Origin of the sequence: Streptacidiphilus jeojiensis, from assembly GCF_042510965.1 — a bacterium.
GTDB classification, from domain to species: domain Bacteria; phylum Actinomycetota; class Actinomycetes; order Streptomycetales; family Streptomycetaceae; genus Streptacidiphilus; species Streptacidiphilus jeojiensis.
In genome coordinates this window covers 142056-161693 of the sequence record NZ_JBEUKS010000010.1, presented here as the reverse complement: position 1 = coordinate 161693, position 19638 = coordinate 142056, and the positions used below count along the sequence as shown (strand labels likewise).

Annotated in this window: 16 protein-coding genes and 1 pseudogene; 11 read left to right on the top strand and 6 right to left on the bottom strand. The window is 72.9% G+C overall.

Translation table 11 applies throughout. The features are described 5' to 3' along the window. Positions 1-25 precede the first annotated feature (25 nt). Positions 26-718, bottom strand: a complete 693-nt coding sequence (locus ABUW04_RS26510) for a cysteine hydrolase (RefSeq protein ID WP_380566849.1) — start codon at positions 716-718, stop codon at positions 26-28. Between the two features lie 178 nt (positions 719-896). On the opposite strand from ABUW04_RS26510, the gene ABUW04_RS26505 reads away from it, so the two are divergent. From ABUW04_RS26505 to ABUW04_RS26485, 5 genes are all read left to right on the top strand, one after another. Then, positions 897-2090: an amidohydrolase family protein gene (locus ABUW04_RS26505; RefSeq protein ID WP_037594339.1), complete on the top strand. Its 1194-nt coding sequence runs from the start codon at positions 897-899 to the stop codon at positions 2088-2090. Beyond that, complete coding sequence (locus ABUW04_RS26500; protein WP_380566848.1) at positions 2090-3277, top strand: acyl-CoA dehydrogenase family protein; 1188 nt, start codon at positions 2090-2092, stop codon at positions 3275-3277. Before ABUW04_RS26505 ends, ABUW04_RS26500 begins: the two co-directional genes overlap by 1 nt. After that, complete coding sequence (locus ABUW04_RS26495; protein WP_380566847.1) at positions 3277-4323, top strand: acyl-CoA dehydrogenase family protein; 1047 nt, start codon at positions 3277-3279, stop codon at positions 4321-4323. The genes ABUW04_RS26500 and ABUW04_RS26495 overlap by 1 nt, the downstream gene beginning before the upstream one ends. 323 nt (positions 4324-4646) lie before the next feature. Further along, entirely contained in the window at positions 4647-5123 is a 477-nt protein-coding gene (locus ABUW04_RS26490) for an ATP-binding protein (RefSeq protein ID WP_051724858.1), read from the top strand. Between the two features lie 29 nt (positions 5124-5152). Next, positions 5153-6271: an SGNH/GDSL hydrolase family protein gene (locus ABUW04_RS26485; RefSeq protein ID WP_380566846.1), complete on the top strand. Its 1119-nt coding sequence runs from the start codon at positions 5153-5155 to the stop codon at positions 6269-6271. A 426-nt stretch (positions 6272-6697) separates the two neighbouring features. On the opposite strand, the gene ABUW04_RS26480 is transcribed toward ABUW04_RS26485, so the two are convergent. Then, complete coding sequence (locus ABUW04_RS26480) at positions 6698-7633, bottom strand: cyclase family protein (RefSeq protein WP_380566845.1); 936 nt, start codon at positions 7631-7633, stop codon at positions 6698-6700. Positions 7634-7758: 125 nt separating this feature from the next. On the opposite strand from ABUW04_RS26480, the gene ABUW04_RS26475 reads away from it, so the two are divergent. The 4 genes and pseudogenes from ABUW04_RS26475 to ABUW04_RS26460 form a co-directional block, all read left to right on the top strand. Next, positions 7759-8682, top strand: coding sequence for an SDR family oxidoreductase (locus ABUW04_RS26475; RefSeq protein WP_380566844.1), 924 nt, complete (start codon positions 7759-7761; stop codon positions 8680-8682). A gap of 17 nt (positions 8683-8699) precedes the next feature. After that, a complete protein-coding gene (locus ABUW04_RS26470; protein WP_380566843.1) occupies positions 8700-9935 on the top strand; it encodes an acyl-CoA dehydrogenase family protein in 1236 nt (411 codons plus the stop codon). Further along, positions 9932-11449: an aldehyde dehydrogenase family protein gene (locus ABUW04_RS26465; protein ID WP_380566842.1), complete on the top strand. Its 1518-nt coding sequence runs from the start codon at positions 9932-9934 to the stop codon at positions 11447-11449. Before ABUW04_RS26470 ends, ABUW04_RS26465 begins: the two co-directional genes overlap by 4 nt. Before the next feature lie 23 nt (positions 11450-11472). Then, positions 11473-12540, top strand: a pseudogene (locus ABUW04_RS26460) (alcohol dehydrogenase catalytic domain-containing protein); the annotation flags it as partial. Positions 12541-12570: 30 nt separating this feature from the next. Here the strand turns inward: ABUW04_RS26460 and ABUW04_RS26455 are convergent. Next, complete coding sequence (locus tag ABUW04_RS26455) at positions 12571-13548, bottom strand: GlxA family transcriptional regulator (RefSeq protein WP_380566841.1); 978 nt, start codon at positions 13546-13548, stop codon at positions 12571-12573. An 89-nt stretch (positions 13549-13637) separates the two neighbouring features. Between ABUW04_RS26455 and ABUW04_RS26450 the strand changes: the two genes are divergently transcribed. Continuing rightward, positions 13638-14990 (top strand): MFS transporter, encoded by a 1353-nt coding sequence (locus ABUW04_RS26450; RefSeq protein WP_380566840.1) that lies wholly within the window; start codon positions 13638-13640, stop codon positions 14988-14990. Here the strand turns inward: ABUW04_RS26450 and ABUW04_RS26445 are convergent. After that, on the bottom strand, positions 14980-15594 hold the full coding sequence (locus tag ABUW04_RS26445; RefSeq protein ID WP_380566839.1) for a flavin reductase family protein: 615 nt from the start codon (positions 15592-15594) through the stop codon (positions 14980-14982). The genes ABUW04_RS26450 and ABUW04_RS26445 overlap by 11 nt on opposite strands. Before the next feature lie 186 nt (positions 15595-15780). On the opposite strand from ABUW04_RS26445, the gene ABUW04_RS26440 reads away from it, so the two are divergent. Next, complete coding sequence (locus ABUW04_RS26440) at positions 15781-16560, top strand: hypothetical protein (protein WP_380566838.1); 780 nt, start codon at positions 15781-15783, stop codon at positions 16558-16560. Positions 16561-16621: 61 nt separating this feature from the next. Here ABUW04_RS26440 and ABUW04_RS26435 read toward each other — a convergent pair whose 3' ends face one another. After that, positions 16622-17413, bottom strand: coding sequence for an enoyl-CoA hydratase/isomerase family protein (locus ABUW04_RS26435; RefSeq protein WP_157623579.1), 792 nt, complete (start codon positions 17411-17413; stop codon positions 16622-16624). Next, positions 17410-19563, bottom strand: coding sequence for an acetate--CoA ligase family protein (locus ABUW04_RS26430; protein WP_030249547.1), 2154 nt, complete (start codon positions 19561-19563; stop codon positions 17410-17412). The genes ABUW04_RS26435 and ABUW04_RS26430 overlap by 4 nt, the downstream gene beginning before the upstream one ends. Positions 19564-19638: the final 75 nt, after the last annotated feature.

Here is a 19638-nt window from a genome sequence, read left to right as displayed (position 1 = left end):
AGGCTAACCGCGGCGGCGCGGCCCCTCAAGCCCTAGGTCCAGAGAGGACCTGAGGGGCGATCGGGGAGTCGGGCGACCAGCGGGCGACGACCGTGTCCGTGTCGGTCAGGCTCGCCACCAGTGCCAGGGTGTGCGTCAGCACCGCCTCGGCGTACTCGGGCGGAGTGCCCGCCACGGCGTCGCGGACGAGCACCACCTGGAAGCCCGCGTCCACCGCGCCGAACGCCAGCTCCAGCAGTGCGACATTGACCGAGACCCCGACGCAGACCAGGGTCCGCGCGCCCAGGTTGCGCAGCACCGAGGCCAGCCCGGTGTCCTGGAACGGGCCGAGGCCGTGCAGCCGGGGGAGCACCAGGTCCCGCTCCGGATCAGCGCCGATGCCGGGGTGCAGTCCGGCCGCCTCGCTGCCGGGGGTGAGCGCCGCGCCAGGCTGCGCCGTGGCGACCCGCGCCGCGGCCGCGAACAGCCGCGCATTGGCATTGGCGCCCAGCCCGTCCGGCCGGCGCACCGCCGTGCAGTGCAGCACCGGGACCCCGGCCGCGTGCGCGGCCCCGACCAGTGACCGGACCTGTCCGACCAGCCCGCCCTTCTCGGCGGCCGCCGCGAGCTCGGGGAAGACGGCCTGGTCCCCCAGTACCCCGTTCTGGCATTCGCAGGTCACCAGCGCGGTCCGGGTCGGGTCCAGCAGACGCTCCAAGCGCTCCCTGGCATCCGCCATGCCCGCCCCGCCTCTCACTCCGTCGGGCGCTTGCCGCCCGAACCCTGGCTCACTAGTCTGAATCTGACGGAGCGTCAGGTAAAGGGTCCGGGCAGCCGGACCTCGGAGGGAGACCCCCATGGACCACCCCGAGTCGCAGCCGGGCCTTGACGTGGTGACGACCGTGGCCGACGTGCCGATGGTGGTCAGCGTCGACGACCATGTGATCGAACCCGCGCACCTCTTCGAGACCTGGCTGCCCGCCAAGTACCGCGACCGCGGCCCCAAACCGCTGCGGGCGGGGATCGGCGAGCTCGCCTACGTGGGTGGCAAGTACCGGATCAGCATGGACCCGGACGGCCCGCCCACCGACTGGTGGATCTACGAGGACCTGCAGTTCCCGTACAAGCGGAACATCGCCGCCGTCGGCTTCGACCGCGACGAGATGACCCTGGAGGGCATCACCCGCGAGGAGATGCGCCGGGGCTGCTGGGACCCCAAGGCCCGGATCGACGACATGGAGAACAACCATGTCGAGGCCTCGCTCTGCTTCCCCACCTTCCCGCGCTTCTGCGGCCAGACCTTCGCCGAGGCCCACGACAAGGAGGTGGCGCTGGCCTGCGTCCGCGCCTACAACGACTGGATGGTGGACGAGTGGTGCGGTGACAGCGGCGGCCGGCTGATCCCGCTCTGCCTGATCCCGCTCTGGGACGTGCAGCTGGCCGTCGCCGAGATCCGCCGCAACGCCGCGCGCGGCGTACGGGCCGTCTGCTTCAGCGAGATCCCCACCTACCTGGGCCTGCCCTCGATCCACTCCGGCTACTGGGACCCCTTCTTCGCCGAGTGCGAGGCGACCGGGACGGTCGTCTGCATGCACATCGGCTCCTCCTCGCAGATGCCCGCAGCCTCCCCGGACGCCCCGCCGGCCGTCCAGGCCACGCTGAGCTTCAACAACGCCATGGCCTCGATGACGGACTACCTCTTCTCCGGCGTCCTGGTCCGCTTCCCGGCGCTGAAGCTCGCCTACAGCGAGGGCCAGATGGGCTGGATCCCCTACGCCCTGGAGCGCGCCGACGACGTCTGGCGCGAGCACCGGGCCTGGGGCGGCGTGCGCGACCTGATCCCGGAGCCGCCCTCGACGTACTACTACCGCCAGATCTACGCCTGCTTCTTCCGCGACAAGCACGGGATCGCCTCGCTGGACACGGTGGGCGTCGACAACGTGACCTTCGAGACCGACTACCCCCACGTCGACTCGACCTGGCCCGACACCGCGGCGGTCGCCCTGGACCATGTGCGCGGACTGCCGAAGGACGTGGTCTACAAGATCATGCGGGGGAACGCGATCCGGATGCTGGGGCTGGGGCTGGACGGGGCGGGCGGGGTGGCCTGATGGACCTCCAGGACACCCCCGCCGAGGCGGAGTTCCGCCGCGGGCTCCGGGACTGGCTCGGGAAGGTGCTGCCTGATGTCCCGTCACCGCCCGATCCGCTGGACTGGCCGGCCCGGCGGGTCCACGACACGGCCTGGCAGCGGCGGTTGTACGACGCCGGGTACGCGGGGGTGCACTGGCCCCGGGAGGCGGGGGGCCAGGGTGCGACCCCGGCCGAGTACCTGATCTTCCTGGAGGAGACCGAGCGGGCCGGGGCCCCGTACGTGGGGGCGAACTTCGTCGGGCTGCTGCACGCCGGGCCGACCATCGCCGCCGAGGGGACGCCCGAGCAGCGCCGTCGCTGGCTGCCGGGGATCCTCAGCGGCGCCGAGGTGTGGTGCCAGGGCTTCAGCGAGCCGGGCGCGGGATCCGACCTGGCGGCCCTGCGGACCAGGGCGGTCCGCGACGGCGACGACTACGTGGTGACCGGCAGCAAACTGTGGACCTCGCACGCCGAAGTGGCGGACTGGTGCGAACTGCTGGTCCGTACGGACACCACCGCGCCCAGGCACCGGGGCATCAGCTGGCTGGTGCTGCCGATGGACGCCCCGGGGGTGACCGTCCGTCCGCTGCGGACCCTGATCGGGACCACGGAGTTCGCCGAGCTGTTCCTGGACGAGGTGCGGGTGCCGGTGGCGAACCGGGTCGGCGCGGAGAACGACGGCTGGCGGGTGACCATGGTGACGCTGTCGTTCGAACGGGGCACCGCCTTCGCCGGCGAGGTGGTGGCCTGCCGCAGGGCGCTGGCGGAACTGGCCGGGCTGGCCCGGCGGAACGGCGCCTGGGAGGACTCCGGCCTGCGGCGCTCGCTCGGCGTCCTGTCGGCGCGGTTCGGCGCGCTGTGGCGGCTGGTGCAGTGGAACGTGTCCGAGGCGCAGGGCGGCGGGGTGCCCGGGCCCGGGGCGTCCGTCTTCAAGCTGTGCTTCTCGGAGGCGCGGCAGGAGTTGTACGACCTCGCGGCGGCGGTCCTCGGCTCCGGAGCGCTGGTGCTGGCGGACGGAGCGGACGGAGCGGACGGAGCGGGCGACGACTGGACGGCTCAGCGGCTGCAGGGCCTCTCCTACACCATCGCCGCGGGGACCTCGCAGATCCAGCGGAACATCGTGGCCCAACGGGTGCTCGGGCTGCCCAAACCCGGGAGGGCCTGATGGACTTTCGGCTGACGGACGACCAGATCGCCCTGCAGACCGGGCTCCGCGAGCTGCTGGAGGGCAGGTTCGGGCCTGAGCGGTTGCGTGCCGCCGTGGCCGGGGCGGGGAGCGGGGCGGATGACGACGGGCTCCCGCTGTGGTCCGAGCTCTCCGACGCCGGGCTGTTCTCGCTGCGGAAGCCGGAGCGATCGGGACAGCGGGAAGGCGGCCTCGGTCTGGGCCTCGCCGAGGCGGTGCTGGCGTTCGAGGAGGTCGGACGGGCCCTGGTGCCCGGCCCGTTGGTGGCGACCGAGCTCGCCACCGTGCACGCCTCGCTGCCGCCGCACCGGGCCGCGGGCCTGTGCCGGAGGCAGCCCGCCGGACGCGGCCCGCTGCTGGTGGAGCGGCTGCCCGCGCTGGCCGTGCTGCTGCTGCCGGACACTCTCACCGGCGAGGTGCGTTCGCTGAGCCCCTCCGCTCTCCGGGCCCGTGGCAGGCGCGGGGTGGATCCGTTGACGCCGCTGTGGGAGGTCCAAGGGCCGCTGCCGGACGGGGAACTGCTGCCGGGCGTCGACGCCGGACGGCTCTGGGCGGAGGGGACGTTGCTGACCGCGGCACTCCAGGTGGGTCTGGCGGGCCGGGCGGTCGCCACGGCCGTCGGCTACGCGAAGCAGCGTGAGCAGTTCGGCCAACCGATCGGGGCGTTCCAGGCGGTCCAGCACCTCTGCGCGGACATGCTGGCGCGGACCGAGCCGGCCAGGGCGGCGGTGCGGGCGGCCGCCGTGGGCGCGGACGCCGGGGTGCCGACGGCGGAGCTGTCCGTCGAGATCGCGGGGGCGAAGCTGCTCGCGGACCAGGCGGCGGTGCGCGGCGCCCGTGACTGCCTGCAAGTGCACGGAGGTATGGGCTTCACCTGGGAGGCGGACGTCCATCTGCTGCTGAAGCGGGCCTGGGTGTACGAGGGATCCTTCGCCGGGACGCCGGAGAGCGCGGAACTGCTGGCCGAGGGCCTGTCCGTGGCAGGTCTCGGTCATGGTGCCGGCCATGGCGTCGGACACTTGTAGGAAGGGTGGTGTCTCCGGGAACGTCCGCCGGTCTCCCAGGAATTCGGCGCGTTTCGGTTACGCTCCGGAGTGTGCGGACGGATCGATGTGCTGGGCCTGCTGAGCGGCCATGCCGCGTCCAGAACGTCCTGAACATCCAGGGTTGGGGACCAGCAGGGGCAGTATGCACCGCTGGACGGTCCCAATGTTGGAATATGCCCGAAGCGCTTGCTGGAATCGGTGCAGGCAAATCATCCTGGATCAGATGCGCATCGGTGCGCCGCCCGGGGAGCCGGACGGTTCCAGGGGCGCGACTGATCCCGCTAGTACGGGTGGTGTGAGCGGTGCAGGTGCTTCAGGTGCAGATCGCCGTCGAGGCGGATCCGGCCGAGGTCGGACGGGCTCGCAGGTGGACCAGATCACGGCTGACCGGATGCGGCTTCGACCCGGACGCGGCGCTGGCGGAGGCGCTGGTACTGGTGGTGTCCGAGCTGGTCACCAACGCCGTGGTGCACACCGGGAATCCGGCCGTGCTGTGCCTCCAGTTCCCGGTCGGCGGGGACGAGGCCGACCGGCGCCCGGTCCGGGTCGAGGTCGCCGACGCCAGCGAGCGTCCGCCCCGTCCCCGGCACGCCCCGGGTGAGGCGACCAACGGCCGCGGCCTGGAACTGGTGGAGAACCTCTGCGACCGTTGGGGTTGGTTCCCGGACGGCGGGGGCAAGCGGGTGTGGTGCGAGATCGAGCGCGAGCCCCGGGAGTGCGGGCCGCCGGCGCTGGACGCCGAGACCCTGCTGACGCTGCAACAACTGCTGGTCGGCTGACCGACCTGAGGATCGGGGGACAGTCGGCGGTGGGATCCGACACGGCGGGGGCGGCCCGGTCCTTCTGGGCGGCACCTCGGGTGGCCGCGGCCCTGGAGGGCGTCATCGACCTGGAGCACGGTCCGGACGGATCGTGGTTCATGCCGTGGCGGCTGCCGGTGGCGGACCTGGAACTGCACCACCCCGCGCTGGTGCTGCCCGCGATGAGCGCCTGCGGAGGCAGGATCAGGGTGCGCACGGCGGCCCGCGCACTTCGGCTGGACGCCGAGACGGTGCGGCTGGACGGTGGCCCGGACCTGCCCGGCGTCTGCGACCTGCTGATCGGGACCTCCCTCGGTGCCGACACCGCCCCGGCCCCCGGCGGCGACCGGTGGCGGCGGGCCGATCTCGGCGAGCACGGCGCGGTGTTCGCGGACCTGCCGCCCGGGGACAAACTGCTGGAGCTCTGGCTGCCGAGTCTGGCCCCGGTCCGGGTACGCGGGCTGCGGGCCCTGGACGGCCTGCCGCTGCTCCCGGCCGGGCCGGACCGCCGGCCCCGGTGGACGGTCTACGGCAGCAGCATCACCCACGGCTTCGCCCTTCCGCCCGCCTCGCCGGCGAGCACCTGGCCGGCCGTCGCCGGACGGCTGCTCGGGCGGAACGTCACCAATCTGGGCTTCGGCGGGGCCTGTCTGCTCGATCCGCTGGTGGCCCGGATGATCGGCGAGCGGACAACTGAGCACATCACCCTGGAAATCGGGATAAACATCCACAACACCGCCGGTCTACGCGAGCGCACCCTGGCTCCGTCGCTCCATGGATTCCTGGCCACAATCCGGTCGCACCAGCCCCGGGTTCCGGTCACCGTCCTCGGCCCGGTGCACGGTGGGGAGCGTGAGGACTCGGTGGTCGCCTGTCGCCGGAACGCGGACGGAAGCGGCATGGAGGTGGCGGGGGATCTGACACTGTGCCAGATGAGGCGGATTTTCGAAGACACCGTGGAGGTCCTGAAAAGGCGCGGTGACAGGGCTCTGACCTGGATGGATGGCCGAGAACTGTTCAGCGGGGAGGACGCCGCGGTGGGCGGTCTTTCGGACGGACTCCATCCGGATGTGCGCTCCCAGGGGCTGATGGGGGAGCGCTATGCGGCGCTCGAAGGCGCCCGCTGAGGCATGCGGACGCGGGTGTGCGGGTCGCGCGCCGGGGGCGTGCAGGGGGAGTGAAGTGCCGAAACGGCCAGTCGATCAGTCGTCCGAAAGCGTACGCAACCAATCCGAATTGCGGACAACCCATTGACGTGACGTATTCACCTGATCACTCTTGGGTTGAGCAATTCGTTGCGAGGGGACGTCGAGGGCACCGGTGACAGCAGTCGCATCCGGCTGTCCTTGGCGAGTGCGAATTGTGTCGGCGCTGGTCAGGGCCAATGCGTCGAGGCTGGGTGGCGAGACTCCGTATCGTGCTCGAGGCGAGTACGGCGTCTCGCCACCCATTCGTTCGCCCGGCGCTCCGCGGATCCGGCGGCGGTCTGGACCGCCCGGCTCCGGGTGTCACCTGAGCCGCTTGTCGGTTGAACCGATGAGCTGCCAACCGAGTTACCGAATGGCCACCGGGGCGACCGGCGCTCCCACCGCGCCCGTGAACGGCTCCGGCGGTGCCGCGAGCAGGAACTCGTACCTCCCGTCGTCGGCGCACTCCTGCGCCAACTGCTCCAGGTTCCAGTTCTGACCCTGCATCATCCCCATCTCCACCAGGTCCAGCGCGTGCACCGGGAGATAGAGGCCGTCCACCTCGGGCGGGAAGATCTCGAAGGTGAGGGTGTCGTTGGCGACCGCGGCGACGTCCCTCGCGTGGAACCACTCGGGGGTGCGCAGCGAGAGGCCGGGGGAGGGGAAGGCGTAGGAGTCGCGGTCGCCGCCCAGGTAGAGCTGGATCTGCCCGGTGCGGACCAGGACGATGTCCCCCGCCCGCACGGTGGTCCTGGCCAGCTCCTCGGCGGCCTCCAGGTCCTCGGGGGTGACCGCGTGGCCGCCGGCCAGCCGGTCCACGCCCCGGGCGCGGGCGACGTCCAGCAGCACACCGCGGCCGACCATCGGCGGGGCCTTCTCCACGCCGCTGTACTCGGCGCCCTCCTGGGCCGTGATGGTGCTCGCGGCGCGGTTGTTGTAGATCCGGCCGCCGTGGCTGACATGGCCCAGGCCGTCCCAGTGGGTGCCGGCCTGCAGGCCCATGGTCACCACGTCGTCGCTGGTGGCGATGGCGCCCGGCTCGAACATCTCCCAGTTGAGCGCGACCATGGTGTGCAGCGGGTTGACCCGGCCCTGGATCATGCCGGTCTGCACGCCGTACTGCTGCAACGGCAGGGCGAGCGGGACCCGGTGTCCGCTGCGTACCGTGGCCGCGGCCGCCCGGACCGTCTCCGGGGTGATCAGGTTGAGCGTGCCGATCTCGTCGGCGGCGCCCCAGCGGCCCCAGTTGTTGACGCGCTTGGCGATGTCGCGGAACTCGTCGAAGTCGGTGAGTGCGGGCATGTGCGGCCTCCCCTTGCCGTGTGATTCTGCTGCTGCCAATTCTGACGACCTGTCAGGACTGTTGCGCGGCGCGATCCGGTACCTAGAATCTAACGGTCCGTCAGATTCTTGAGGAGGGCTGCGACGTGGGCGAGTTCCTGCACGGCAAGGTGGTGGCGGTGACCGGCGCCGGGCGCGGCATCGGACGTGCGGTCGCCCTGGCCTGCGCGGCGGAGGGCGCCAGGGTCGTGGTGAACGACTACGGGGTCGGCATCGAGGGCGGCGACCCGACCAGCGAGGTCGCCGATGGCGTGGTGAAGGAGATCCAGGCGGCCGGCGGAGAGGCCGTGGCGGTCGCCGACGACGTGTCCACCATGGCCGGCGGCGAGCGGGTGGTCCGGGTCGCCGTGGACACCTGGGGCCGGCTGGACGGGGCGGTGTGCGTCGCCGGGATCCTGCGCGAACGGATGCTCTTCAACATGTCCGAGGAGGAGTGGGACCCGGTGCTGGCCACCCACCTCAAGGGCACCTTCACCGTGTTCCGGGCCGCCTCCGCACTGATGCGACGTCAGGGCGGCGGCAGGCTCGTCGGGTTCACCAGCGGCAACCACACCGGCAGCGTCAGCCAGGCCAACTACAGCGCCGCCAAGGGCGGCATCATCTCGCTGGTCCGCAGCGCCGCGCTCGGCCTGCACAAGTACGGGGTCACCGCCAACTGCGTGGCGCCGGTGGCCAGGACCCGGATGTCCGCCAACGTCCCGATGGAGCTCAAGGAGATCGGGGAGCCCGAGGACGTCGCCGCGCTGGTCGTCTACCTGCTCTCCGACCAGGCCGCCGACATCACCGGGCAGGTCTACACCGTCGCCGGACCCAAGATCGCGGTCTGGGCGCAGCCGCGCGAACTGCGCTCCGTGCACGCGGAGGGAGCCGGGGCCGACGGGATCTCCTGGACCCCGCGGCGCATCGCCGATGTGCTCCCCGGCGCGGTCGGCACCGACCCGATGCCGATGCTGGCCCAGCTGGAGGCCATGGCCAGGGCCGCGGCCGCGAACCAGCGCCCCAACGCCTGAGAGGCGCGCAGCCACCCATGGACTTCTCCTTCAGCGCCGCCGACGAGGCCTTCCGGGCCCGGGCCCGCGGCTGGCTCGCCGAACGCCTCGACGACGGCGGCCCCTTCGCCGATCTGCGCACCGCCCAGGGCTTCGACCCGGACCGCCGCCGCGCCTGGGAGCGGGAACTTGGCAGCGGCGGCTGGATCGGCCTCGGCTGGCCCGCCGAACCCGCGTCGGCCGGGTCCGAGCCCGAGGCCGAGGCCGCGTCGGAGCCCGGGTCCGAGCCCGAGGTGACCCCGCTCTCCCGTCAGGTCGTCTGGTCCGAGGAGTACGCCCGCGCCGCAGGACCGGCCCCGCTGGGCATCGTCGGCGAGCAGTTGCTCGCCCCCACCCTGATCCGGCACGGCACCGACGACCAGCGCAGCCGCTTCCTGCCGCCGATCGCGAGCGGCGAGGAGATCTGGTGCCAGGGCTACAGCGAACCCGGCGCCGGCTCCGACCTGGCCGCCGTCCGCACCACCGGAACCCGTTCCCCGGACGGGAGTTGGCGGGTCACCGGCCAGAAGACCTGGACCTCGCTGTCCCAGTGGGCCGACTGGTGCTTCGTGCTGGCCCGCACCGGGCCGGGGTCGCTCCGGCACCACGGTCTCAGCCTGCTGCTGCTCCCCATGGACCAGCCCGGACGGATCGAGGTGCGCCCGATCCGGCAGCTCGACGGCGACTCCGAGTTCAGCGAGGTCTTCTTCGACCTCGCCGAGGCCGCGGCCGAACACGTCCTCGGCGAGGTCGGCGACGGCTGGCGGGTCGCCATGGACCTGCTGTCCTTCGAGCGCGGCGTCGGCATGCTGGCCCGGCAGATCGGCTACGCCCGGGAACTGGACGGGGTGATCGCGCTGGCCCGGGCCTCGGGCGCGGTGCACGACCCGGTGCTACGGGAGCGGCTCACCCGTCAGTGGGCCGAGCTGCACGTCATGCGCTGCAACGCGCTGCGCACCCTGGGCACCGCCGAGCCGGGCACCGCCGCCGTGGCCAAGCTGGTCTGGGGCGGCTGGCACCAGCGGCTCGGCGAACTGTCGCTGCAGGTGCAGGGAGCAGCCGCGGCCCTGGGCCGCGGACCGCACGACGCCGGGACCCTCCGGTTGACGCAGAGTCAGCACCGGATGCTCTTCTCCCGCGCCGACACCATCTACGGCGGCAGCGACCAGATCCAGCGCAACCTCATCGCCGAGCGCGTCCTCGGCCTGCCCCGAGAAAGCAGGAGTCCGTCATGACCGCCACCTCCGAAGCACCGACCGCCGTGGCCGAAGTGCCGACCGCCCGACTGTTCGTCAACGGGGCCTGGCGCGAGGGCGGCGGCGGCAGCTACCCGGTCGTCGACCCCTCCACCGAGCAGCCGGTCGGCCGGGCCCCGGAGGCCTCGGCCGACGATGTGGCGGACGCCGTGGCCGCCGCCAGGGAGGCGTTCGAGGGCTGGTCCAGGACCAGCCCCGCCCAGCGCGCCGCGGTGCTGGACCGGATCGCCGATCTGCTGCTGGCCCGCAACGACGACTTCGTCCCGCTGCTGCAGGCCGAGACCGGGGCCACCATCAGGGTCGCCTCGGCGATGCAGGTCCCGGTGGCCGCCGAGCGCTTCCGCCGCTACGCCCGCGGCGCGCTGGAACCGGCCGTCAGCGCGCTGGCCCCGCAGCCGGTCGCCGCCACCCCGCTGGCCGCCGGCGGGCTGACCAGTGCGGTCGCGGCCCGGCGTCCGGTGGGCGTGGTCGGCTGCATCACCTCCTACAACTTCCCCATCGTCAACCTGGCCGGCAAGCTCGCCCCGGCGCTGGCGGCCGGCAACACCGTGGTGGCCAAGCCGGCCCCGCAGGACCCGCTGGGCTGCCTCAAGCTGGGCGAGGTCTTCGAGGAGGCCGGAGCTCCGCCCGGGATCTTCAACGTGGTCACCGGCTCCGGTGCGGCCACCGGCGCGGCGCTGGTCGCCTCGCCCGACGTCGACATGATCAGCTTCACCGGCTCGACCGCGGTCGGCCGCAGGATCGCCGCCGACGGCGGGCTCACCATGAAGCGGCTGCTGCTGGAACTCGGCGGCAAGGGCGCGGGGATCGTCCTGGAGGACGCCGACCTGCGCGCCGCGGTCTCCGCCGTCGGCTCGGCCTGGTCCTTCCACTCCGGGCAGATCTGCACCGCGCCCACCCGGGTGCTGGTGCACGAGTCCCGGCACGACGAGGTCGTGGCCGCCCTGGCCGCCTACGCCGCCGCGCTCACCGTCGGCGACCCGCTGTCGCCGGACACGGTCGTCGGCCCGGTCATCACCGCACAGCACCGCGACCGGGTCGAGGGCTACATCGCCGGGGCGCTGGCCGAGGGCGCCCGGCTGGTCTGCGGCGGCACCCGCAAGGAGCACGCCGACGGCTTCCCGGTCCTCCCCGACACCGGCTTCTACGTCGCCCCGACGCTGCTGGCCGACGTCACCCCGACCATGACCATCGCCCGCGAGGAGGTCTTCGGCCCGGTCGTGGTGGTGATCCCGTTCCGGGACGAGGAGGAGGCCGTCGCCATCGCCAACTCCACCGAGTTCGGCCTGTACGACTACGTCTTCACCGCCGACACCGCCCGCGCCTACGCCCTCGCGGCCCGGCTGCGGACCGGCCATGTCGGCATCAACACCGCCCAGCGCAACATGGAGGCCCCCTTCGGCGGCTTCAAGCAGAGCGGTGTCGGCCGCGACGGCGGCTCCTACGGGCTGCAGGCCTACAGCGAGGTCCAGGCCGTCATCTGGCAGTCGTGAGACATGATCTGAGGGGTATTCACATGAAGGGCATCATCTTCGACGGCAAGGCGGCCCAGGTGGTGGACGACCTGGAGGTCCGCGACCCCGGCATCGGCGAGGTGCTGGTGCGGATCGCCGCCGCCGGGCTCTGCCACAGCGACCTGTCCGTGATCGACGGCACCATCCCGTTCCCGGTCCCGGTGGTGCTCGGCCACGAGGGCGCCGGGACGGTGGAGGCGGTGGGCCCCGGCGTCACCCACGTCCAGCCGGGCGACCATGTCGCCCTGTCCACCCTCGCCAACTGCGGCACCTGCGTGGAGTGCGGCCGGGGACGGCCGACGATGTGCCGCAAGGCCATCGGCTTCCCCGGCAAGCCCTTCACCCGCCGCTCCGAACCCGGCACCCCGCTCTACAACTTCGCCTCCACCTCGGTGTTCGCCGAACGCACCGTGGTGAAAGCGGTCCAGGCGGTGCGGATCGACCCGGCCATCCCGTTCACCTCCGCGGCGCTGATCGGCTGCGGGGTGCTGACCGGGGTGGGCGCGGTGCTCAACCGGGCCAGGGTCGGCATCGGCGACACCGTCGCGGTCATCGGCTGCGGCGGGATCGGCCTCAACGTCATCCAGGGGGCGAGGCTGGCCGGCGCCTCCCGGATCGTCGCGGTGGACGCGGTCGCCGCGAAGGAGGCGGCGGCCCGCACCTTCGGGGCGACGGACTTCGTGGACGCGCGGGCGGTCACCGACTCGGTGGAGGCCGTCAAGGCGCTGCTCCCGGAGGGGGTGGACCACGCCTTCGAGTGCGTCGGAGCGGTGGCTCTGGTCCGCCAGGCCGTGGACCTGCTCAACCGTCACGGCCAGGCGGTGCTGCTGGGGATGACCCGTCCGGACGCGGAGGCGGCCTTCCGGCCGGCCGAGATGTTCCTGGACAAGTCCATCCTGGGCTGCCGCTACGGGTCGTCCCGACCCCAGGTGGACATCGCGCTCTACGCTGCGCTGTACGCCGAGGGGCGGCTGCTGCTGGACGAACTCGTCACTGAGGTCTTTCCTGTGGAGGAGTTCGAGGCCGCCGCAGAGGCCACGCACGGCGGGCGGGTGGCCCGGGCGGTACTCGCGAACAGCAACCGTGCACCACCTGCACCGTCAACTCGCGCCCACCGTCCGGAACGTACGCCGGTACGCACTGGGCGCCACCCCCAGCGACTCCCGAACGTGCGTCCGCATGCTCGCCGCTGTGCCGAACCCGACCTCCCGCGCGATCCGGTCCACCGTCATCTCGCTTCCTTCGAGCAACTCCCTTGCTCGATGCGCCCGCTGACGGATCAGCCACTGCCCCGGGCTGACCCCGGTCTCCTCCCGGAAGCGGCGGGTGAAGGTCCGCACGCTCATCCCCGACTTCGCGGCCAGGTCCCGCAGGGCCAGCGGTTCGCCCAGCCGCTCCAGCGCCCACGCCCGGGCCGCCGCCGTCCCCTCGCTGCCCTCGTCCGGGACCGGCAGGTCCACGTACTGGGCCTGGCCGCCCTCCCGCCACGGCGGAACGATGCAGCGGCGGGCCACCCGGTTGGCGACGGCCGACCCGTGGTCGCGGCGTACCAGGTGCAGGCACAGGTCGACCCCGGCGGCGACCCCGCCGGAGGTGAGCACGTCGCCGTCGTCCACGAACAGCACGTCCGGGTTGAGCTGCACCTTGGGGAACAGCCGGCGGAAGTTGTCGGTGTGCATCCAGTGGGTCGTGGCCGGGCGGCCGTCCAGCAGCCCGGCCGCCGCCAGGACGAAGGCGCCGGTGCAGATGGAGACCAGCCGGGTGCCGGGGCGGATCAGTGCCAGCGCGTCGGCGACCTCCTGCGGCAGCCGTCCCTCGGTCTCGGCCAGGTTCGACCCGTGGGTGGCCGGGATGACCACGGTGTCGGCGGTGGCCAGCAGTTCCGGTCCGTGCTCGACGGTGATGCCGAAGTCGGTACTGGTCCGGACCGGCTTCCCGTCCACCGTGCAGGTGGCCACCCGGTACAGCGGCGGGTCGCCGACCGCATGTGCGCACTCCAGGATGCGGGAGGGCGTCGCCAGCTCGAAGGCGATCACCCCGGGGAGGGCGAGGACGGCTACGCGGTGCGGTCGGGTCATGCGTCCATCCTGCGCCGTGGCCCGATCCTTGCGCAAGCTGTCCTTCCGGCCACTCGCAGCCGCGATGGGGCACTGGCGAGAATCCTGGTGTGACCGATCAGCAGACAGTCCCCGCCGCCACCCGGCCCGCGTCCGCCTCCGCGCCCGTGCCGCGCACGCCGCGCCTGCACTACGCCTGGATCGTCGCGGGCGTCTGCCTCCTCGTCCTGCTCGGCGCGGCCGGCTTCCGGTCCACGCCGGCGCTGCTGATGGAGCCGCTGAACACCGAGTTCGGCTGGTCGCACGGCGTCATCTCGGCCGCGGTCTCGGTCAACATGGTGCTCAACGGCCTGACCGCGCCCTTCGCCGCCGCGCTGATGGACCGCTTCGGCATCCGCAGGGTCGCCGCCGTCGCGCTGACCATGATGGCCGTCGGGGCCGGAGCCACCGTCTACATGGACGCGCCCTGGCAGATGATGCTGTGCTGGGGCGTCCTGGTCGGCATCGGCAGCGGGTCCATGGCGCTGGCCTTCACCGCGACCATCACCGGCCGCTGGTTCCTGGCCCGGCGCGGACTGGTCACCGGCGTGCTGACCGCCGCCAGCGCCGCCGGGAACCTGGTCTTCCTGCCCATCCTGGCCTGGCTGATCAGCGCCTACGGCTGGCGCAGCGCCTCGCTGACCGTCGGCCTCTGCTCGCTGGCGGTGGTCCCGATCGTGCTGATGCTGCTCCGCGAGCGTCCCGCCGACCTGGGCCTGCTGCCGTACGGGCAGACCGAGCCCGATCCGGAGCAGCCCGCCGACCCGGCAACGGAGGCGGCGGCCGAGCCCAAGGGCCTGCGGGCGCTGCGGCTGCTTCGCCAGGCCGCCGGGACCAGGCCGTTCTGGCTGCTGGCCGGATCCTTCGCGATCTGCGGGGCGACCACCAACGGCCTGGTCGGCACGCACTTCATCCCGGCGGCCGGCGACCACGGCATGGTGGAGACCACCGCCGCGAGCCTGCTCGCCCTGGTCGGGGTGTTCGACGTGGTCGGCACGGTCTTCTCGGGCTGGCTGACGGACCGGTGGGACTCCCGCAAGCTGCTCGGCGTCTACTACCTGCTGCGCGGCGCCTCGCTGCTGTTCCTGCCGGCGCTGTTCGCCCGGACCGTGCACCCCAGCATGGTGATCTTCATTGTCTTCTACGGACTGGACTGGGTCGCCACGGTGCCGCCGACCATCGCGCTGTGCCGGGAGTGGTTCGGCGAGGACGCGCCGATCGTCTTCGGCTGGGTGTTCTGCGGCCACCAGGTCGGTGCGGCCCTGGTCGCCTTCGGCGCCGGTATGGTCCGCGACCAGCTGGGCAGCTACGACGCCGCCTGGTACGGCGCCGGCGCGCTGTGCGTGATCGCGGCGAGCTGCGCCCTGCTGCTCCGGGCCAAGCCGACCGTCCCCCCGGTGGCAACCGTCCCGCTCACGGCGTGAGTTCGCCGAAGCCGCCGCGGTAGAAGAGCAGCGGCCCGGCGTCGGTCCGTCCCACCGACAGCTCGCAGACCCGGCCGAGCACGATCAGGTGGTCGCCGCCGACGTGCACCGCGTGGATGGTGCAGTCGATCCAGGCCAGCGCGTCGGCGATGCGCGGCGAACCGGTGCCGGGGGAGGGGCTCCAGCCCACGCCGGCGAACTTGTCCGCGCCGGAGGCGCTGCTCACCGCGAAGGTCCGGCAGAGGTCGCCCTGGTCGGCGGCGAGGACGCTGACGCAGAACCGTCCGGCGTGGGCGATCCTGGGCCAGGAGGCCGACGTCCGGGCGACGTTGAAGCTCACCAGCGGCGGGTCCAGGGACAGCGAGGAGAAGGACTGGCAGGCGAAGCCGGCCGGCGTCCCGTCCTGGTCCAGGGCGCTGATGACGGTGACGCCGGTGCAGAAGTGGCCCAGCACGGAGCGCATCAGCAGCGGGTCGGTGACCGCCCCGGGCAGGCGCTCGTCGGGCCCCACGGCGCGCAGCGGCGACACCACCGGCGCGTCCGGCTCCGCCTCCTGGGGCGGCGCGGCGGACGCGCGGAGGTACCGGATGGCGGCGACCGCCATGCCCTCGTGGCCCATTGCTGCCTCGCAGAGGTCTCGTCCCTGAAGGGTCCCGGAAGGGGTTCCGGACACCATTGAACCTGACGGATCGTCAGATGAGAAGGGCGTTTCTGCCCCTTGACGCCGATGATCAGGCGCTGCGTAGGGTGGACGTGCGGTTCTGGGGAGAACCGGGCGAGGGGGACGGCGATGGACCGGCGGGCCAAGCGGTGGATACAGGCGCTGGGCGCGGTGCTCGGGGTGCAGCTGCTCCTCGGCGCCGAGAACCTCTACGCCAGCGGTGCCTTCTCCCAGCCGGCGTTCAGCCCGGACGGGTCGTCCCAGGTGGTGCTCTGGAACCTGGTGGCGGACCAGGCGGTCCGCACCGCCGTGGAGACGGTCGTGCTGCTGGGCCTGCTCGCGCTGGCACGGCTGGTGAGCCGCCGGCTGCTGCACGGGCGCTTCGCGACGGCGGTGACGGCCCTGCTGCTCCTGCTGGGCTCGTACGTCGACGTCTTCGTCGAGTTCAAGGGCATGGCGCTGGGCGGACCGGCGCTGGCCTGGGGCCTGACCAATGATCTGCAGAGCGCCGCGGTGCCGGTGATCGCCGGGGCCTGGGTGCTCTGGGGCCGGCGGCCGGAGCCGAGGACCGGCCTGGTCGCGGCCGCGGTGCCCGGGGTCTGGGACGGCGGCGGCAGTGTGCTCCAGTTCGAGCCGGACGGGGTGTTCACCGTCACCAGCGGGGGCCTGGTGTCCGTCGCCGGGCTGTGGGAGCCGGGCCCGGACGGGCGGTCGCAGGTGGTGCTGAAGGTCGACTCACCCACCGACCTGGGCCACGGCTGGCAGGCGACGCTGCTCGACCTGGAGCTGACCGGGCACGCGGCGCGGCTGCACTCCGGCGCGGCGGTGTCCTATCTGCGCCGCGAGCCCGAACTGGTACTGCAGGAGACCGGCGGCTACATCGGCGCCGTCGAGGTGCTGGAGGCCTGACCGGTCCCGCCGCTCGTGGCCGGCCTGCTTGTCACGGGTCCGCTCGTCGCCGGCCCCCGCATCAGCGCCCCTGGAACCGCGGCGGCCGCCGCTCGACGAAGGCGCGCACCCCCTCCGGGGCGTCCTCCGTCGTCATATTGACCTCCTGGGCGATCGCCTCCGCGGCGAAGGCCGCGGCCCGGTCCGACTCCAGCGACGCGTTGACCAGCCGCTTGGTCATGGCCAGGGCCCGGGTCGGCCCGGCCGCCAGCCGCTCGGTCCACTCCCGCGCCGTCTTCTCCAACTCCTCGGCCGGGACCACCAGGTTGACCAGCCCCATCCGCTCCGCGTCCGCGGCCGACAGCTTGTCACCGAAGAACAGCAGCTCCTTGGCCCGCTGCGGACCGACCAGCCGCGGCAGCAGATACGCCCCGCCGCCGTCCGGGACCAGCCCGCGTCGTACGAACGCCGCCACGAAGCTGGCCTGATCGCTCGCCAGCACCAGGTCGCAGGCCAGCGCCAGGTGCACGCCGACCCCGGCGGCGGTGCCGTTCACCGCGGCCAGCACCGGCTTCTCGCAGTCCAGCACCGCGGCGACCATGCGCTGCACCCCGGTCCGCAGCATCCGCTCGACATCGCCGGGGACCGGCGGCCCGGCGGCGGGGGCGCCGGACCGCAGGTCCGCGCCGGAGCAGAAGCCGCGGCCCGAGCCGGTCAGCAGCACCGCGCGGACGGACGGGTCAGCCGAGGCGCCGGCCAGTTCGGTGATCAGCAGTTCGCGCAGCTCGGCGGTGATCGCGTTCAGGGTCTCCGGCCGGTGCAGCGTCAGCCGCAGCACCCCGCCGTCCCTGGCCACCAGCAGCGGCCCGGTCACCGGCACACCGCCAGCGCGTCCAGGGCGACCACGCCCTTGCCGCGCTCCAGCACCATCAGCGGGTTGATGTCCAGCTCGGCCAGCTCGCCGTCCAGTTCGACCGCCATCCGCTGCACTCGCAGCACGGCCTCCACCAGGGCGTCCAGATCCATCGGCGGGCCGCCGCGCACCCCGTCCAGCAGCGGCCGGCAGCGCAGCCGGTCCAGTGCGGCCCTGACGTCCAGGCAGTCGAACGGCGGCACCATCACGGCGGTGTCGGCCAGCACCTCCACCAGCACCCCGCCCATGCCCACGGTGACCGTCGGCCCGAAGCTGGGGTCCTGGGTGACGCCGATGACCATCTCCACCCCGGCCTCCACCATCTGGCACACCAGCACCCCCTCCAGCCGGGGGATTCCGGCGGCCCGGGCGTTGTCGGTGAGCTCGCGGAACGCCTCCCGCACCTGGCTGGCCGAGGTCAACCCGACGTGCACCAGACCGAGTTCGGTCTTGTGGGCGACCTCGGGCGCGGAGCCCTTCAGCACCACCGGGTAGCCCACCACCCCGGCCGCCCGCACCGCCCCGGCGGCGCTGGTGACCAGTTGCTCGCGCGGCACCCGCAGGCCGTAGGAGCGCAGCAGCTGCTTGGCGGCGACCTCGCTGAGCTGCTGCCCGGGCCGCAGCACCCGCTGCGCCTTGACCTTGCCCGCGCAGGGCGTCCGCGGCGCGTGCTCGAACGGGCTGCGGTAGCCGGCCACGAAGCGGTGGTGCTCCAGATAGGCGGCGACCGCCCGCACGCAGTTGCCGAAGGTGCGGAAGGTGGCGACCCGGGAGGAGCCGAGCAGGGTCTGCCGGTACGCGTCCTCGGTGCCGTCCGGCGAGCCCCAGACCACGCAGACCAGCTTGTCGGTGGTCTCGGCGACCTCGACCAGGTCCTGCGCCAGCTTGTCGCTCATCGGTGGGAACGGCCCGGTGATCGGGCAGATCAGCACGCCCACCGAGGGGTCGGCCAGGATCGCGTCCAGGATCCTCCGGCCGCGCCAGTCGCCGACCGGGTGGCCGCCGTTGTCGATCGGGTTGGCGACGCTGAGGTACTCGGGGATCCACTGGTGCAGCTCATCCTGCTTCTGCTCGGAGAGCCGGGGCATGGTCAGCCCGGCCATCGAGGCCAGGTCGGCCAGGTGCGCGCCGGTCCCGCCGGAGATGGAGTAGACGGCGACCCCGTCGGCCTGCGGCGGCCTGGCCCGGGCCAGCAGCGCGGCGGTGTCCTGGAGTTCGTCCAGGCCGTCCACCCGGATCACCCCGAACTGCCGGAAGGCCGCGTCCACCACGTCGTCCGCGCCGGTGAGCTTGCCGGTGTGGGAGGCGGCCATCCGTGCGCCCTCCCGGGTCCGGCCGACCTTGACGGCCACCACCGGGACGCCGCGCCGGGCGGCGTGGTCGGCGGCGAGCAGGAAGGCCCGGCCGTCCTTGAGCCCCTCGATGTAGGCGGCGATGGCGCCGACCTCGGGCTGGTCGGCGAACCAGCGGACGAAGTCGGCGACCTCCAGGTCGGCCTCGTTGCCGGTGGGGGCCCAGTGGCTGAGCCGGATGCCGAGGGACTGGAGAGAGAACAGCGGTCGGCCCTGGTGGCCGCTCTGGGTGATCAGCGCGATGGCCGGCCCGGTCAGGTCCTCGCGGAACCGCTCGAAGGCGTTGAGGTTGGTGTTGGGGCCGAGCAGCCGCAGCCCGGTCGGCGCCTCGGCGATCAGCCGGGCCAGCCGCCGCTGGGCCTCGGCGCCCTCGGCGCCGGTCTCGGCGAAGCCGGAGGCGAAGGCCACCGCGAACTTCACCTTGGCCTCGATCAGCTGGGGCACCACCGGCTCGGGGTCGGCGAGCAGGATCACGGCCAGGTCGACCGGCTCCCCGCCGGCGACCGGGACCGAGGCCAGGTCCGGGTAGCAGGGCCGGCCGTCCACCTCGGTCCGGCCCGGGTTGACCGGGTACATCCGGGCCCCGACCCGTTCGGCCCAGGCGGCCAGCTGCCGGGTGATGCCGGTATTGGGCCGCCCCGGGGTGTCCGAGGCGCCGATCACCGCCACGCTCGACGGGCGGAAGAAGGCGTCGAGGTCGACCGGGCGCGAGCGCACCGGGCGGCCGCCGACATCGGTCTCGTCGTCCGGGTCCAGCATGGCGTTGCCTCCGTTCCCTATATCTGACGTTCCATCAGATTACTGGCAGGAAACGCTTGCTGGAAGGGGTCGGCA